Origin of the sequence: Trichocoleus sp. DQ-A1 (assembly GCF_039961955.1) — a bacterium.
Taxonomy (GTDB): Bacteria; Cyanobacteriota; Cyanobacteriia; order Cyanobacteriales; family FACHB-T130; genus FACHB-T130.
Map to the genome: position 1 here is coordinate 1 of NZ_JAMPKE010000044.1, position 15,130 is coordinate 15,130.

Consider the following 15,130-nt stretch of genomic DNA (forward strand, 5'->3'; position numbering starts at 1 on the left):
TCCTGTCAACTTTGCCGTCAATTTGATAGCCGGCTTAATTGCCTACTGCCACCAGCCCAAGAAGCCCTCCCTGATCAACGATGCTGCCTTGCCTGCTTAACCCGAACTCACGTTATATGAGTTCTTTAACTAATAACTACACCAAACTTCAGTAATATTCTGGGTAGGCAATCATCCAAATTCTTAATATGTTCATCCGATAATTCGATTAAGTTGAGCTGGTACTTCTGATATAGCTCCTGCTTAACTCGCTTACGTGCCGCATACTCTTGATCGTTGTCGTATCCCCAATACTCGATATACACTCTCCCTGATGGAAGATAAAAGTCACAGTACGCTTCTTCCTCAATGGGTAGTCGTCGTTCGTAAGCATGAACGATTCCCGAAACATACAACCAATTATCAATCAGAGCTTCAGCCTTTGATCGAACCCAATGTCCATCAGTGGTGCGATGCTGGGCGCTAGCCCGAAACTTCTCGCGAAACCCTTGTTCGCTGGTTGCTTCCTTGGTACTTGTTTCTAAACTATCACCATTGATACTTTGGATAGTCGTGAGGAACGCTTGATTCGTCAGAATCGACTCAGACCAGAGAACGTATAGCGTGCCGTCTTGCGAATAAGTTTTTTGCACCGCACCGAAGTTAATTCCTAACTTGGTAGCAACCCAGCCGTTCTGGTCTTTGCTCAACAATCCTAATTCAGCCAAAATGGGATTAACTTTGTGCTTGGGTATTGCCAGTTTCTCGCTGATGCTGGTAGCAGACAACAGCGATGGGGAAGACGAAGGCTGAGGCTTCGGTTTAGGTTTTGGTGTGGGTGACGCTTGAGTGTTGTTAGCCTTCCAATGCTCGTAACACAATTTATGACCTGGTTTAGAAACTTGTTTAGTACATTTTGGTTCAGTACAAATTTCCATTGATGAAAGTTCATTAAGCTTAGATACGGCATTGGCTAGCTTCATGAGCGATCGCTCTAAGTTCATATCAATATACACAGCTAAACTGCTGGGTATTTTAACAGCCCTCAAAGACGCTCCGATTCAGGAGTAATACTGAATTTCAACCTAATTGTATGGCACCATCAATAAATGCTTTCCAAGTTTTTGTTAGTTCTTCAGTTTTCAGTTGGTAGTTTGACTGTGCGAATTAGATAGGAAAAGCTATTTGTGTCAGAAAACGTACTGGCTGGAAGTGCTACAAAGCCTTCCGGAAGGGTTGTGCAGTTACAAAACCCACTTTAGTTTTAGCTTGTCTGAGTTAGAGCGATCGCACTCCCCTTTTTTTGCACTTGCGTAGCATTCCACCCCAGTTTAGTCAGAGGCAGCTAGAATTAAATGAAACTTTGCGCGATCGCTCAGGATCGTTCCCTGCACTAAAACGCGGTAGGAGAAAAAACTGTATGAAAACAAAATTATCTTTGGTTACGATCGCTTCTAGCACTGCGATCGCTAGTAGCATTTTGTTGGGTTCAGTCAGTTCCGCTCAACCCTGTTCGCTTAGGTCTACTTATTATCGAGAACGGTACGAGCAAGCGAGTTGGTTACGTTCTCCATTGGCAGCAGTCATTACATTACCTGGAATCGCCCTCGCAGCAGCACTCTATCTTGGCGGTCGTTCCTACCAGCGCTAGGCAAATTTGAACTGTACCGCAGGCATCTGGCATTGGGTTTTTCGGAGCAAAATTGCTTGAGAAACAAAAGACGCGATCGCTATCCTAGCTCCAACCCAAACCCCGATCGGAACAGCGTTAGAAGCAAGCGATCGCCCCAAGCCCTAACTAAAGAGGGCTTTCTCTATGCCGTTGTCAGATAGCACGTTATACTGTGTCGTGTTATTCCTGCTCCATCTGACGCAGCGAGGCTGTCATGGGCGCTACTTTACGACAGATTGCCACGTATCTAGACAATCAAGGTTGGAAATATCATATTGACGAAGAAGCGTACCGGATTCTGACGGGTGTACAAGCTGAAAACGTAGACGAATTCTTGATTGTTGTCCAGCTGGATGAGGATGGGGAATTTTTCAAGGTATTTGCGCCCCAAGTTATATCTGGAGTTAAAGATCATCCTTACAAAGAAGCGATCCTCCAGACAATGCTGTGCATTTCCTGGGAAACCAAAATGCTGCAATGGGAATATGACCCAAACGATGGCGAAATTCGTGCCATCATTGAGTTTCCCTTAGAAGATTCAAGTCTTACCGAAAAACAATTCAACCGTTGTTTGTCAGGTTTAATTCAAATTATTGATAATGTAGCGATGCCTCGACTGAAAGAGGTGATGGAAACCGGCAAAGATCCAGGCGATCGAGAATTGGGAGAAAGGCTACTGCTTACCCTTCAAGAAGAAGCTCCTGGATTACTGCAAATGTTGGAGAGAGCGATGGAAGCGCGTAAGAAGCGGGGACTATTCCCATCTGAGTGAATCTGAATCCGGGCACGAAGATCGCTATACTCCAAAGTAATAACCTTACGATTGAAAAGCGAATTTCCTGGGGCTGGACGACTATGACATCCTATGCAACCTCTTCTGCTAGAGCTGAGATGAGCGAACTCCGGCGGTTAAAAACCTTACTGCCGCCAGAATTGCAAAGCTGGGTAACAGTCGAAGGAACGACTGAAGTGAATCCACCCCTGATCCGCTGTGAAGAAATTGGCAAGGATCAAATTGAGGTTCAAATTGATCTAGTGAAATGGGATCAGCTAGCACTCGATCAGCGGAATTTACTGTTTTGGCACGAAGTCGCCCGAATTCAAAACGACACCATCCCTAGAGATGGCTGGGAAATGGCAGCGCTTGCAATTGGTTTAGGCGGTGCTGTCGGCGAACTGTGGGTGCAGGATGGCTTGCTGTTGATATTAGCCTTGGCATTGTGTGGCGTTTCAGGCTGGAGATTGTATCAAAAAAATAGTGGGGAGAAGCAGGTAAAAGAGATGATTGAAGCGGATGAGAAAGCGATCGCGCTTGCCACCCGCTTTGGTTACTCCCTCCCCAACGCCTACAAAAGTTTGGGTAGCGCTTTGAAAGCTTTGCTAGAGCTAACCCCAAACAAAAGGCAACGGAGCAAATACGAAACGCGGCTTTCTGCCCTCAAGCGTAGTGCTGCCAAAGCCAAAGCTAAAGTCAAAGGCGCACGCGAGGACTCAATATAAAGACTCTTCCGATGCGATCGCATCCAAATCTTCGTTACCAGGCGTAAGCTGAGTAACGAGATTGAGGAATTCTTCTGTTTTACATGAGTGCCTGTCTTTCCCCAAATTCGGGTGTAGCTTTGGTACACCCGAATTTGGGCAATGTTTACATTGCCTTTTTATTGCCGCCGCTTAAGCAACAAACCGCCAAAACCCAGTAGCATTAATCCAGCCGTTGCCGCTGGTTCTGGCACTTTTTCCGGAGGTACAAACCCCTCTAACTCTGTAGCACTAGCTTTGAACGAGTAGAGGTAGCCTGGAAGTAATTTTTGTCCGGCGGGACAGCCGCTATCAATAGATACGAGAGTAAAGGCTGTACCATCTGTGCAAACATCCTGCTGACCAGCATTCCCCTGAGTCACACTAAAGTCGTTATCCGTGCCAAGGATAATTGCGTAGGAACCATCCGTTAGCTTAGGCCCGATTGTCAAACCTTCCAACTTCTCAGGGATTACTTGACCACTCGCCTTCAGCTGCGCTGCAACATCTAAAAACAGAGACTTGCTAACAGGTATTACGCCAGATGGTAAAGTATTTGTACCTATCAAGCTGATGTTGCTGACATCTGTGGCACCTGTGAGATCAATTTTGTAAACCCGCTTACTGGCGACTGGGGCTTTACTTAGAGGATCGGCTTCGCCCACGCCGCGATTATCGCGTTCCAGTACTAGGAACTCATTGTTATTAAGGGCGGTAATGGCGCTAATGCCAATATTACGACCTTGAGAATTCTGCCCAAAATCGTCATCAGTTCCGGGAATGCGATCGTTAATAGCGGCAAGACTTTCTAGCTGGTAAATATATTGGGCAACGCTATCACCTGTTGCCGTATTAAACTCCACAATTCTCAAGTTCTGGCTGCGTCGTCCATCGGGACTTCCCTCAGTTACGAGCGGGTCTTGCAGCATCGCATACAGTTTTTTACCGTCTGGGCTAAGAGTTACTCCCTCAAAGCCTCGGTTATCCTGGCGACCGCTAGTAAGGATTGGGCGACCATCGACATAGTTGGGAACGCTTCCAGCTAGAGGAAGTAAGTTGCTTGGAGTGGCAAAGGCCCGGATGAACGAACCAGTCGAAGTGAACTCATAAACAGAGGGGCCATACTCGTCTGAAACGTAGAAGTTGCCGTTGGGTGCAACTGCAAAGCCTTCTGGATCGAAGCTAAGACCCAGAATTCCGGTATCGCCGTTCAGTAACTGGGGGTTCAACCCGTTGAGGTTCTCACCGTCCTTAGTAAATAAAATGGTCTTCAGCAGCTTAAAGTTGCTAATCGTCCCCGTGTTTGGGTCAACATCCAGCGAAAATTTCTGAACTCGGGTTTCGTAGGAAAGTACACCGCCTCCTGGACCGCGATCGCCCAAACCGTAGTACACATTCTCGTAGCGATCGTAATATAGATCCGAGAAAAAACCTAAGCGATTGATGTTAGCACCACCATTGCCGCCATTAGTCGGGAATAGATCCGTACTTTCCCCCGGAATCGCCAGAGTATTAACTAGGGAAGCGGCATAAGTAGAGGTGGTATTTGCCGTGATAGAGAGCATAGATAGTGCCAGCGAGCAACTAACCGTCCAAAGCCAATGCTTTGCTTTCATAATGTCTTAGCCTCAGAACTTTTACTATCACGAGCATCAGACGGTTACTTTAAAAGCTGGTTAAAGATAACTTTAAAGCGGTCTTCCACACAGTAATTTCACATAAGTATTCCGGTTCTTCATCAATTCTTTATTCAACTACACAAATTTACTAATCAGGATTCGTGGTTCCTGAGAATTCCTGATGAACCATGAACAATTCTAAAGTTGACCCAGCATTTTGTGAGTCTGTGGCACAACTCGCACTTGTTTGAGACTTCGCTTCATTAATGCCTGCCACTCCAGAACCTGCGCGGGGGTTGGGGCAAACACTGGCAGATGATGGGGCATTTGTAGGGGTGTTACTGGCTGTAAAAACACCGGGATAGCAGGGCTAACTGCTGCCACCAATTCAGATGCCTGTTCCAGCTCAGATGGCTCAGTTTGGCTAGAAATAATTAATTTGACAAAACTATCAACCCGTGAGTCATGGCAAAGCTGGAGAAATTCCCTGTGCGCTTCCCACCTTTGTTCTCCACTGACGCTAGGCAGCTTCATATCCATGCCTACAGAGTCCAGGAAGGGCAAAATCGGGGCTAGTTGTTCTGGACGATGACCGCCAGTTTCTAGGTAGAGTGGCAACCCTGTGGAGTGGCGCAAAACAGGCAGAAATTTAGCTAGGAAGGGAGCATGAAGCAGCGGTTCGCCACCCGTGAGGCTGATGCTGTCGTGCAAACCGGGTTGATTTTGCCGTTCAATCCATTCTAGTAACACCGAGCTAGACACTGGATTGGAGTGGGTTTCAAAGTCTCTTTGACCAGGTGTTTGCTCCACAGTACATTTATCTGGAGCTAACCAGGTGTGGGCACTGTCGCAAAAATGGCAGCGCAGGTCGCAGATGGCAAAGCGGATAAATATTTGGCGGGTGCCTACATTCAGTCCTTCCCCTTGAATGGCGGAGAAGACTTCAATTAGCCGCGCAGTGGGATAGTCGGCAGTTTTAGGGGTCATTGTTGCTCTGACTTGAGATGCGACTGGTTCGCTCCGGACTGGGTTTACTTTAAGGGTTCTACTAATCCCATTATCTGCCTTGAATTCCTAGATTAACCACGCGGGAAGGATGCTTGGCTCTGCGCGTGCTGCCAACAACTGCCAACGGCGATCGCTCTTAGCAGGGGGTTTCCCAGTCAGCCTTCTCACCGCTTGATAATTCTGTCAATATTGATGATTCCGGTCGATCCCTGAGGATAACTCACGATAACTACAATTTTTAACCACCGCCAAGCTGTTTGCTCTTTGGTACCCTTAGAAGCAGTTTAAAAAATTCTTGGTACAATTCGCTATTTCAGTGCTACTATGGACACTCGATGAATTTGATTTAAGTAGAATTATATCAAAACAATAAAATAATTCTTTACAAAAACTTTTAATGAAGTTGAATTGACTAATCTCAAATATTTTTCAAAATATAAGATGGCACCTTAGCACTAGGTTTACATGGTTGGACCGATCCCCGATGCAGATTTTCGGATTACGTTCTTCAACGACACTCCTGTAGTCCAGCTACCCCCTCGCCTTACTGTTCTTGAGGCCGTGGCTTTTAAGAAAAGCTGTCAGCAATTCTTACAAGAGAGTGCCGATACCCAGCAATTAGTTTTTGATTTGAGTCAGACCACATTTATTGATAGCAGTGGTATTGGTGCGCTGGTCAGTAATGTAAAGCTAGCGCGGGAGAAACAAGTCGAATTAGTACTTCGGGGTGTCCATCCTCAAGTGATGGCAGTGTTAGCGATGACGGGGCTGGATCAAGTTTTAACGATCGAGCCGCCAAGCCAAAGCGCAACCACAACTCCTGGGAAAAAATCAGAAATTCAGCTACCAACGACTCATCCTTCCGTCCGCTCGTGGATTAAACGTGGTATTGATGTGGTGGGATCGCTGGTGGGTTTAGGGATTACGGCAATTTTGTTTATTCCCATTGTCATTGTGATTAAGCTCGACGATCCAGGCCCGATTTTTTTCAGTCAAATCCGTTGCGGTTGGATGGGAAGACGGTTTCAGGTGTGGAAATTCCGTTCGATGTGCGTAAACGCGGAAGCACTGAAAGACAAAATCGAGAATCAAGCCAGCGGTGCCTTTTTCAAGAATGAAAACGATCCGCGAGTAACACGGGTGGGTCGAATTTTACGGAAGACAAGCCTGGATGAACTGCCGCAGTTTTGGAATGTTCTGAAAGGGGAGATGAGTTTAGTCGGTACGAGACCCCCGACACCTGATGAAGTAGAACGATACGAAGTTCCGGAATGGCAGCGTTTAGATGTGAAACCAGGAATGACGGGTGAGTGGCAGGTAAATGGGCGATCGCAAGTACGCAATTTTGAAGATGTGATTCGCTTAGATTTGCGCTATCAGGAGAACTGGAGCCTGATTTACGACCTCAAGTTAATTGTTAAAACAATCCTAATTTTATTTCGCAAAAACAGTGGTGCTTATTAGGAAACCTCAATTACTTCTGTTAATGACAAAGGAACAACCAATAGCACAATCCCGCCTTCAGGTGGAGACGGATCTAAATGCTTTAACAGAAGTTTTGCAATGGTTTGAGCAACTTACTCTACCGCTACTGCCCTATGAATTATGGTGGCAGTCCCAGGTAGCCTTGACTGAAGGGTTTACGAACGTCATTCGCCACGCTCATTCTTCATTGCCCCCAACCACCCCAATACAGATTGAGGTGAAAGTCTATATTAGCTATCTGGAAATGCGGATTTGGGACTACGGAAAACCGTTTAACTTGCAAGCCAAGCTGCAATCAAAGTTGCAAGTGGTGGGTCAAAAGGATTTTGACCCCCTGGAGAATGAAGGAGGTCGGGGGTTGATATTTATGCAACAATTCACAGATGAACTCGATTACACGCGGATGCCTGACGAACGAAATTGCTTGCTGATGCGAAGAAAAATTCGCTAAAACTGGAGAGTATTCGCTTTCTCCTAGATGTGCTGCTGCTTCTGACAACTGGGAATAAATCTCATCTACAAGCGCGATCGCACTTATAGACCGAGAAATAGACCGAGAAAAAGCCACATTATTCCTCAAAGAAGATGCGCGATTGTACCAACATACCGCAACCCCCGATTAGACTAGGTAAAAGCTTGGTGCTAAATATTTGGTAAGACCTAGATCATGCGGATATTGATTTACTCCTACAACTACCATCCCGAACCAATCGGCATTGCCCCCTTGATGACCGAACTAGCGGAAGGTTTGGTAGCACAAGGTCATCAAGTGCGAGTTGTCACTGCCATGCCAAACTATCCGCAACGGCGCATCTACGAGAAATATAAGGGGAAATTGTACCTAACAGAACTCGAAAATGGCGTAGCCATTCAGCGCAATTATGTCTGGATTCGCCCCAAACCGGGTTTGATAGATCGAATTCTATTGGATGCTAGCTTTGTCCTGATCAGCTTAGTCCATGCCCTCAAAGGCAGGCGACCAGATGTAATTTTGTTAACCGTACCGCCCCTGCCAGTTTCCGTTCCAGCCGCGCTCCTGGGATGGTTGCACCGCTGTCCGGTAGTCTTGAACCTCCAGGATATTTTGCCGGAAGCCGCAGTTCATACGGGGTTGCTCACCAACAAACGGATGATTGCCATCTTTGAAAAGCTGGAAAATTTTGCTTACCGAACAGCGACGAAGATTAGCGTCATTGCTGATGGATTTGTTGATAATTTAGTTGGTAAAGGAGTCCCAAAAAGTAAAATTAGGTTGATTCCTAACTGGGTTGATGTTAACTTTATACAACCTTTGCCTAAAGAAAATAATTATTTTCGAGCCGTTCACCAACTCGACGGCAAATTTGTGGTTCTGTATTCCGGTAACATTGGTCGCACCCAACCCTTAAAGACCCTGATCGATGCGGCGACTTGCCTGCGACATATTCCCGACATTGCTGTGGTGATTGTGGGAGAAGATAAAGCCTTACAAGACCTAGAGCTTTATTGTCAAAAAGTGGATGCGCCAAACGTTTTGCTACTGCCATTTCAACCCCGCGAAAAATTACCGGAACTACTGGCAGCGGCGGATGTAGGGTTGGTGATGCAAAAGGAAAACGTGATTTCCTTCAATATGCCTTCTAAAATTCAGGTGCTGCTAGCCAGCGGTCGGGCAATTTTGGCTTCTGTTCCTGCTAGTGGTACGGCAGCTAAAGCGGTGCAGCATAGCGGCGGCGGTGTCGTCGTTCCCCCAGAAGATCCTGAGGCTCTGGCAGCAGCAATTTTAGACTTATATAAAAACCCTGACAAAGGGGAAAGACTGGGTCAGCAAGGCAGACAATATGCTATCGAAAATTACTCCTTTAAGCACGCCTTGGAGCAGTATGAGAAGCTGTTTGATGAGGTTAGGCTTCATTGATCTAGAATGAAAGCAAAATGGTTGTCGGGTTGAAGTAGCGATCGCGCGATGCCTAGCGTTTATTATCCTGGGAACTAGCGATCGCCCAAAGCCTTAGGCTTTGCCCTTTGCTTCTGTCCCGATAGCCCTATGGAGTTCCTCGCCCAATGCGCGAACAGGTCTTAGCCTGGTTAGCAGATCGTGTCCCTGCCGCTCGAATCAAACATATATTAGGCGTCGAGCGGATGTCTATTGAGCTAGCGCTGCATTATCAACTCGACGAGAAAAAAGCAGGGACAGCGGGGTTGATGCACGATCTCGCAAAATACTTTAAGCCTTCGCTGCTGTTACAAATGGCACGAGAAGAAGGATTGGAATTAGACCCGGTGGATGAAGAAAATCCGCATTTATTGCACGCAGATGTTAGTGCAATTGTTGCTAGAGACAAATTTGGAATATTTGATGAAGAAATTTTGCAGGCAATCCAGGATCACACCTTAGGCAGACCAGGAATGAGTGAATTGAGTTGTATCGTGTTTTTGGCTGATACTCTGGAACCAGGCAGAGGTAACACTCCTGAGTTAGAAGCTTTAAGACAAGTTGCTTGGCAAAATCTCTACAAAGCTGTTTGGCTAACTTGTGATTATTCCCTGAAATATCTCCTCGAAACTCGTTGCTTAATTCACCCTCGAACGATCCGTAGCCGTAATTGGGCACTTCAAATCGCTAGCAAAAAGCAGCAACCTGAAGCTGAAAGGATGAAGGATAAATGAAATGAAAAGTTAAAAAAAGCCATAAAAAGCTGAGGCTCGAAACTTCAAAAATTAAAATAGAAACTTCAGCATCTCTCTAGTACAGTGCTGTGAGTTGAACCAACTTTGAAGGAATTTATAGGTGTTTTTGAACAAGGAAATCAGGATTTAATGTCAGAACAGTTCAAGATACAGTCCTCCTCTACTGGGAACGAAGCATTCATCTCCAACGGAGACGACGCGAATGCTTCTGCTCGACTGGCTGTGAATGCAGATAAACAAAAAGCAAGCAAAGAGCTGGCTTTAACGGCTGCCAGAGCTGCTGATGACCGCAAAGCGGCTGACATCGTATTGCTACAGGTAGGAGAGGTATCCTATCTGGCGGATTACTTTGCGATCGCAACCGGCTTCTCCAGAGTCCAGGTGAGAGCGATCGCCCAATCAATTGAACAGAAAGTAGAAACGGAGTGGCAACGCCTGCCTCTGCGCGTGGAAGGAAAGGCAGAAGGCAGCTGGATACTGTTGGATTACGGGGATGTCATCATTCACATCTTGTTGCCTCCAGAGCGGGAATTCTATAATCTGGAAGCATTCTGGGGTCATGCTGAAAAAATCGATTTCTCAGCATCGTGAGCCGATGGGAGAGTAAAAACATGATGGAAACTCCAGTTTCAGTTTGCCCAGTTCCCGCCGAACAACAACCGCTCAATGAGTACCAGGAGTTGAAGGATTCTTGGTCTTTTCGCTGGGTGACGCTGGAACTGGGAGGATACATCAAAAAGCTGGCTTGGATTTGGGGTCTCGGCTGGTTCGTCGCAGGTCCAATGGCAGCGGCAAGCTTTGCGCCAGGAAAGTATCCGAGCAAGTTTATCCTCATGGGTGCAGCAGGAGCGAGCTTGGGAGTGGTGTTGGCACTGGTGCGACTGTACTTGGGTTGGTCTTACGTGCGATCGCGCCTAGAGAATCAACAAGTGTTTTATGAAGAATCCGGTTGGTATGACGGTCAGTGCTGGACAAAGCCAGAAGAAATTTTGACACGCGATCGCTTGATCGTCACTTACCAAGTTCAACCAATCCTTCAGCGGTTACAGCGAACCTTTGTCTTGCTTGCCTTATTTTTCTTTGCAGGTAGTCTAACTTGGTATTTTCTGTAATGAGTCATTAGGCATTAGGTCATTGAGCGAGAGGTAGTGGATAGTAAGGAAAGGCTGCACAGTCTACCGACGACCTCAGAACAAGCGATCGCAGGCTACTGAACAACTAACAAAAAGTGATAAAGTCTTACCCATGACAAGGGGAAAAAGAAATCAATCCGCAGAACTGGAAGTTCGGTTGCTGCGAGAAGGCATTATTGAATCAACGCATCGCGCCCAAGCAGTCGTCTGTGACAACCGAGGGCGCGTCCTATCCGTGGCAGGCAGTTCGGAAACCGCTGCTTTTGTTCGTTCCGCCCTCAAGCCATTCCAGGCGTTGGCAATTACGACTACCGGCACCCTAGAACGCTACAAGCTAACGGATCGAGACTTAGCCATTATCTGTAGCTCCCACCAAGGTACGACTGCCCAAGTCCGACAGGCTTTTAACGTTCTTTGGCGCTCGGATGTTGACCCATCAGCACTTCAGTGTCCAATTCCAGAAGGTAAACGGAGTCCGCTGGAGTATAACTGTTCCGGGAAACACGCTGGAATGCTTGCCGTTTGCCAAGCAAGGCATTGGCCTCTGAATACCTATTTGCAGCGCAACCACCCCGTTCAGCAGCTAATTTTAGGCAAAGTTGCCGAATTGCTGCGAATGCCCGCTGTAGAGTTCATCAGTGCCCACGATGATTGTGGCGCTCCGACTTACTTCATGCAGCTGGGGCAAATGGGTACCTTGTACGGTCAGCTTGCCTCTGGGAATAATTTGGATATGGAGCGCATCGTCCGTGCCATGACCCATCACCCAAATATGGTGGCAGGAGAAGGTTTATTTGATACAGAACTCATGCGTCTGACCGAAGGTGAAATCATCAGCAAAGGGGGTGCTGAAGGGATTCAGTGCATCGGTCGCGTTGGCGAAGGGATGGGACTAGCAATTAAGGTGGCAGATGGAGCAGGACGGGCAAAGTGTGCCGTTGCCATTCATTTACTTAAGCAAATGGGTTGGATTAGTCCCACGGTGGCGGAAACCCTATCGGAAACCTTTATGAGCTTGAGCAAATTCAAGCGCCTAGATGTCGTTGGAGAACTTTCGATGTTGTAGTTGCCACATTCTTGAATTTGCGTTATAGTAAATAAGTTGGCAACGACGCGGGATAGAGCAGCCTGGTAGCTCGTCGGGCTCATAACCCGAAGGTCAGTGGTTCAAATCCACTTCCCGCCACCAAATACAAAAGTAAACAATCCCTGCAATCCCAAAAGGTTGCAGGGATTTGTTGTAGGCTGGTTAGCAGCGATTCGGTTACATTTAAATATTTATGGCTGTGAATTTGCGGCGTCCGATTTTAGTCGGGGGAATTGGTCTATCATTCTCGCTTTGGTTGTTGCAGAGTTTTCATGACTCAGCGGGGACAGTCGGTGAGTTTAGTGTAATTGGCGCGATCGCACTCGGCGCTGGTTTCTGGTTATTCCAGAAACAGACAGCCAAAGAGCTTCATCTGCCAGATGTCAGCCAGATGGACAGGGAAACGGTAGAAAAAGCGATCGCTCAAACCGAAGGTACGATTAGCCAGCTAGAGGCAGAGGCAGAAAACCATCCGGCAAATGCCCCGCTAAGAGAACAACTCGCCAAAATTACGACTGAAATCGACCGCCAGGAGATGCATCTGGCTGTCACTGGCGGAAAGTCAGTCGGCAAATCCACCTTAATTCAAGTTTTAGAGTCCAACTGGGTTTCGCAACAGCCGCAAAAACTCGGCTTGCAAGAGACACCCGCTTTATTTACTGCAATTGACCCCACCTCCCCGCCCCCTTCCCGAATCGGGGAGAGGTCAGATTTGGTGCTATTTCTTACCAATGGAGATTTGACCGATCCGGAATATCAAACCTTACAGCAACTAGCGGCATCTAAACAGCGTGCAGTGCTAGTTCTGAACAAACAAGATCGATATTTACCTGAAGAACGCGCCACAGTGTTGCAGCAATTGCGGCAACGAATGCAAGGAACGCTGGACGGAGAAGATGTCGTGGCGATCGCGGCTTCCCCCAGCGCCATCAAAGTGCGTCAGCATCAACCAGATGGTTCGGTGCGAGAGTGGATGGAAACCCCAGCGCCTGAGATGAGTGCGATCGCAAGTCGGTTAAGCCAAATTTTAGCCCAAGAAAGTCAACAGCTGGTTTGGACAACGGCTTGGAGGGCAGCTTATGCGCTGAAAGCCGAAGCGAAATCCGCCTTAAATGAAGTGAGACGCGATCGCGCCCTTCCCGTTATCGAGCAGTATCAGTGGATTGCTGCCGCCACCGCCTTTGCGAACCCTGTACCTGCCTTGGATTTGCTGGCAACTGCTGCCATTAACGGTCAGCTCGTCATGGATCTCGGTAATCTATATCAGCAAAAATTCTCTATTCAACAAGCGCAAGCGATCGCTGGGACAATGGGTAGCTTGATGCTCAAGCTTGGTTTAGTCGAGCTAACGACTCAAACCGTAGGTGGGGTTCTGAAGAGCAATGCCATCACATTTGTCGCCGGAGGAGCGGTTCAGGGGGTCAGCGCTGCCTATCTAACCCGGTTAGCGGGTTTGAGCTTGATTGAATATTTCCAAGCGCAGGAAGCCGCTACGACATCCGAAGGGCGTCCCTTGAATCTGGATCAGTTGCGCGAAACCCTGCAAAAAGTGTTTCAGCAAAATCAACGAGTTGCTTTCTTGCAAGGATTTGTCAAGCAAGCTGTGGCGCGTCTGGTGCCAGAATCACCCCAGTCTGCGATCGCGGGTAACGAGATTGCTAGTTGTTAGCCAAGTAGTAGGTTAGCCAAGTACTAGGGTGAGCAATGCCCACCCTACTATTAAAATGTTTTATTCATATCGAAATCTGTACTAGCTCGAAATCAAGACATCATTATATAGTAATAGTCACTAACGTTCTTGAATTTCCTAATTTAGTCAGAATACACATTCCTTTTGAATTTTGAAAGAAAGTTCAGGAAGCCGAATGTGTAGAATCGCAATCGGCAAATCGAAAAACATCTGGAAAAACTTCTTTAAGCTTATGAATAATTTTTTACCCATTGCTTACTTTCAGAATAAATTTGTCCCTTTTAACGAAGCCAAAGTTTCTATTGCTACCCAAGCTTTGCACTATGGAACTGGCGCAATTGGGGGATTAAGAGGGATTCCCGATCCTCAAAATAATCAGCAAATTTTACTATTTAGATTAGACCGTCATTGCCAAAGGTTAAGTGATAGTGCTAAGTATTTACACTACGAGCTACCAGCCTCTAAAATTCGAGAAACTATCGTTGATTTTATAAAAAAAAATCAACCAAATAAGTCTTTTTATATCCGCCCTCTCGTATATACTTCGGGATTAGGAATTGCTCCTAGGCTTCATAATGTTGAGAAAGATTTTTTAGTTTATGGAATTGAACTAGCAGATTATTTATCTCCGGAAGGAGTCAGCTGTCGAATTAGTTCCTGGTATCGACAAGAAGATCGCAGCTTGCCTCTGAGAGGTAAAATCAGCGCCGCATATATTACTTCTGCCTTAGCGAAAACTGAGGCGGTAGAGTCAGGCTTTGATGAGGCAATTATGATGAATTCGCAGGGAAAAATTTGCGAAGCCTCTGGGATGAATATATTTTTAGTGAGAAATGGGCAACTGATTACCCCTGGATTTGAACAGGATATTTTAGAAGGAATTACCAGAGATAGCGTCCTAACAATTGCCAGAAATCTAGGAATTAAAACGATAGAAAGACCCGTTGATAAATCAGAGCTTTTTATCGCTGACGAAGTTTTTCTGAGTGGGACTGCTGCCAAGGTTGCGCCAGTCAAAAAAATTGAAAATTATCAATTACCAGAGAGCAAACCGATTACTACAAAACTGCGAGAAAAACTCATCGCGATTACGGAAAATCGAGATCCCGATTATCAAGATTGGGTAGACGCGATCGCGCTTGAATAAGAGAATCCGTCAGAAGGCGAAACGCGATAACCCTTGTCTCTACAAACCAAACTGCCTCCGTAGGCTACGAGAACAGCATCAATGGCGAGACTCGAAGGCGATCGCAACATTGATATCTGATT

16 protein-coding genes, 1 tRNA gene and 1 pseudogene are annotated in these 15,130 nt (G+C 46.6%); 15 read left to right on the plus strand and 3 right to left on the minus strand.

Features of this window, described 5'->3' with window-relative positions; translation table 11 throughout:
* A pseudogene (locus tag NDI33_RS24920) lies at positions 1-100 on the plus strand (IS982 family transposase); the annotation flags it as partial.
* Positions 101-125: 25 nt separating this feature from the next.
* Here the strand turns inward: NDI33_RS24920 and NDI33_RS24925 are convergent.
* Positions 126-995: a hypothetical protein gene (locus NDI33_RS24925; protein WP_347275949.1), complete on the minus strand. Its 870-nt coding sequence runs from the start codon at positions 993-995 to the stop codon at positions 126-128.
* Between the two features lie 404 nt (positions 996-1,399).
* On the opposite strand from NDI33_RS24925, the gene NDI33_RS24930 reads away from it, so the two are divergent.
* The 4 genes from NDI33_RS24930 to NDI33_RS24945 all read left to right on the plus strand — a co-directional run bounded on the left by NDI33_RS24930 (position 1,400) and on the right by NDI33_RS24945 (position 3,151).
* Positions 1,400-1,630 (plus strand): hypothetical protein, encoded by a 231-nt coding sequence (locus NDI33_RS24930; protein WP_190412561.1) that lies wholly within the window; start codon positions 1,400-1,402, stop codon positions 1,628-1,630.
* 56 nt (positions 1,631-1,686) lie between these two features.
* Positions 1,687-1,812, plus strand: coding sequence for a hypothetical protein (locus NDI33_RS24935; protein WP_277878948.1), 126 nt, complete (start codon positions 1,687-1,689; stop codon positions 1,810-1,812).
* Between the two features lie 53 nt (positions 1,813-1,865).
* Positions 1,866-2,423 (plus strand): hypothetical protein, encoded by a 558-nt coding sequence (locus NDI33_RS24940; protein WP_190412560.1) that lies wholly within the window; start codon positions 1,866-1,868, stop codon positions 2,421-2,423.
* A gap of 83 nt (positions 2,424-2,506) precedes the next feature.
* On the plus strand, positions 2,507-3,151 hold the full coding sequence (locus NDI33_RS24945; protein ID WP_190429385.1) for a DUF3318 domain-containing protein: 645 nt from the start codon (positions 2,507-2,509) through the stop codon (positions 3,149-3,151).
* A gap of 158 nt (positions 3,152-3,309) precedes the next feature.
* On the opposite strand, the gene NDI33_RS24950 is transcribed toward NDI33_RS24945, so the two are convergent.
* On the minus strand, positions 3,310-4,788 hold the full coding sequence (locus tag NDI33_RS24950) for an esterase-like activity of phytase family protein (RefSeq protein WP_190678808.1): 1,479 nt from the start codon (positions 4,786-4,788) through the stop codon (positions 3,310-3,312).
* A gap of 198 nt (positions 4,789-4,986) precedes the next feature.
* On the minus strand, positions 4,987-5,775 hold the full coding sequence (locus tag NDI33_RS24955) for a 7-carboxy-7-deazaguanine synthase QueE (protein WP_190436871.1): 789 nt from the start codon (positions 5,773-5,775) through the stop codon (positions 4,987-4,989).
* 486 nt (positions 5,776-6,261) lie between these two features.
* On the opposite strand from NDI33_RS24955, the gene NDI33_RS24960 reads away from it, so the two are divergent.
* The 10 genes from NDI33_RS24960 (at position 6,262) to NDI33_RS25005 (ending at position 15,008) form a co-directional block, all read left to right on the plus strand.
* Entirely contained in the window at positions 6,262-7,260 is a 999-nt protein-coding gene (locus tag NDI33_RS24960; RefSeq protein WP_190412557.1) for an anti-sigma factor antagonist, read from the plus strand.
* A 22-nt stretch (positions 7,261-7,282) separates the two neighbouring features.
* The gene (locus tag NDI33_RS24965; protein ID WP_190412556.1) at positions 7,283-7,732 is read left to right on the plus strand and encodes an anti-sigma regulatory factor; all 450 of its coding nucleotides are present in this window, start codon (positions 7,283-7,285) and stop codon (positions 7,730-7,732) included.
* Between the two features lie 216 nt (positions 7,733-7,948).
* Positions 7,949-9,178, plus strand: a complete 1,230-nt coding sequence (locus NDI33_RS24970; RefSeq protein WP_190429388.1) for a glycosyltransferase family 4 protein — start codon at positions 7,949-7,951, stop codon at positions 9,176-9,178.
* 146 nt (positions 9,179-9,324) lie between these two features.
* Complete coding sequence (gene yqeK, locus NDI33_RS24975; protein ID WP_190429389.1) at positions 9,325-9,930, plus strand: bis(5'-nucleosyl)-tetraphosphatase (symmetrical) YqeK; 606 nt, start codon at positions 9,325-9,327, stop codon at positions 9,928-9,930.
* A gap of 150 nt (positions 9,931-10,080) precedes the next feature.
* Positions 10,081-10,542, plus strand: coding sequence for a ribosome silencing factor (gene rsfS, locus NDI33_RS24980; protein WP_190412872.1), 462 nt, complete (start codon positions 10,081-10,083; stop codon positions 10,540-10,542).
* Between the two features lie 20 nt (positions 10,543-10,562).
* Entirely contained in the window at positions 10,563-11,063 is a 501-nt protein-coding gene (locus NDI33_RS24985) for a CGLD27 family protein (RefSeq protein WP_190412553.1), read from the plus strand.
* 133 nt (positions 11,064-11,196) lie between these two features.
* Positions 11,197-12,150: an asparaginase gene (locus NDI33_RS24990; protein WP_190412552.1), complete on the plus strand. Its 954-nt coding sequence runs from the start codon at positions 11,197-11,199 to the stop codon at positions 12,148-12,150.
* A gap of 46 nt (positions 12,151-12,196) precedes the next feature.
* Positions 12,197-12,273 (plus strand) — tRNA-Met (locus NDI33_RS24995).
* A gap of 91 nt (positions 12,274-12,364) precedes the next feature.
* Entirely contained in the window at positions 12,365-13,840 is a 1,476-nt protein-coding gene (locus NDI33_RS25000) for a DUF697 domain-containing protein (RefSeq protein ID WP_190678771.1), read from the plus strand.
* A gap of 253 nt (positions 13,841-14,093) precedes the next feature.
* Entirely contained in the window at positions 14,094-15,008 is a 915-nt protein-coding gene (locus NDI33_RS25005) for a branched-chain amino acid transaminase (protein ID WP_190678773.1), read from the plus strand.
* Positions 15,009-15,130 lie beyond the last annotated feature (122 nt).

What these genes read in the sequence shown, in the direction of transcription:
- NDI33_RS24960 (WP_190412557.1), top strand. Translation starts at nt 6,262, where the DNA reads ATGGTTGGACCGATCCCCGATGCAGATTTTCGGATTACGTTCTTCAAC.
- yqeK (WP_190429389.1), top strand. Translation starts at nt 9,325, where the DNA reads ATGCGCGAACAGGTCTTAGCCTGGTTAGCAGATCGTGTCCCTGCCGCT.
- NDI33_RS25005 (WP_190678773.1), top strand. Translation starts at nt 14,094, where the DNA reads ATGAATAATTTTTTACCCATTGCTTACTTTCAGAATAAATTTGTCCCT.
- NDI33_RS24945 (WP_190429385.1), top strand. Translation starts at nt 2,507, where the DNA reads ATGACATCCTATGCAACCTCTTCTGCTAGAGCTGAGATGAGCGAACTC.
- NDI33_RS24930 (WP_190412561.1), top strand. Translation starts at nt 1,400, where the DNA reads ATGAAAACAAAATTATCTTTGGTTACGATCGCTTCTAGCACTGCGATC.
- NDI33_RS24965 (WP_190412556.1), top strand. Translation starts at nt 7,283, where the DNA reads ATGACAAAGGAACAACCAATAGCACAATCCCGCCTTCAGGTGGAGACG.
- rsfS (WP_190412872.1), top strand. Translation starts at nt 10,081, where the DNA reads ATGTCAGAACAGTTCAAGATACAGTCCTCCTCTACTGGGAACGAAGCA.
- NDI33_RS24990 (WP_190412552.1), top strand. Translation starts at nt 11,197, where the DNA reads ATGACAAGGGGAAAAAGAAATCAATCCGCAGAACTGGAAGTTCGGTTG.
- NDI33_RS24985 (WP_190412553.1), top strand. Translation starts at nt 10,563, where the DNA reads ATGATGGAAACTCCAGTTTCAGTTTGCCCAGTTCCCGCCGAACAACAA.
- NDI33_RS25000 (WP_190678771.1), top strand. Translation starts at nt 12,365, where the DNA reads ATGGCTGTGAATTTGCGGCGTCCGATTTTAGTCGGGGGAATTGGTCTA.
- NDI33_RS24940 (WP_190412560.1), top strand. Translation starts at nt 1,866, where the DNA reads ATGGGCGCTACTTTACGACAGATTGCCACGTATCTAGACAATCAAGGT.
- NDI33_RS24970 (WP_190429388.1), top strand. Translation starts at nt 7,949, where the DNA reads ATGCGGATATTGATTTACTCCTACAACTACCATCCCGAACCAATCGGC.
- NDI33_RS24955 (WP_190436871.1), bottom strand. Translation starts at nt 5,775, where the DNA reads ATGACCCCTAAAACTGCCGACTATCCCACTGCGCGGCTAATTGAAGTC.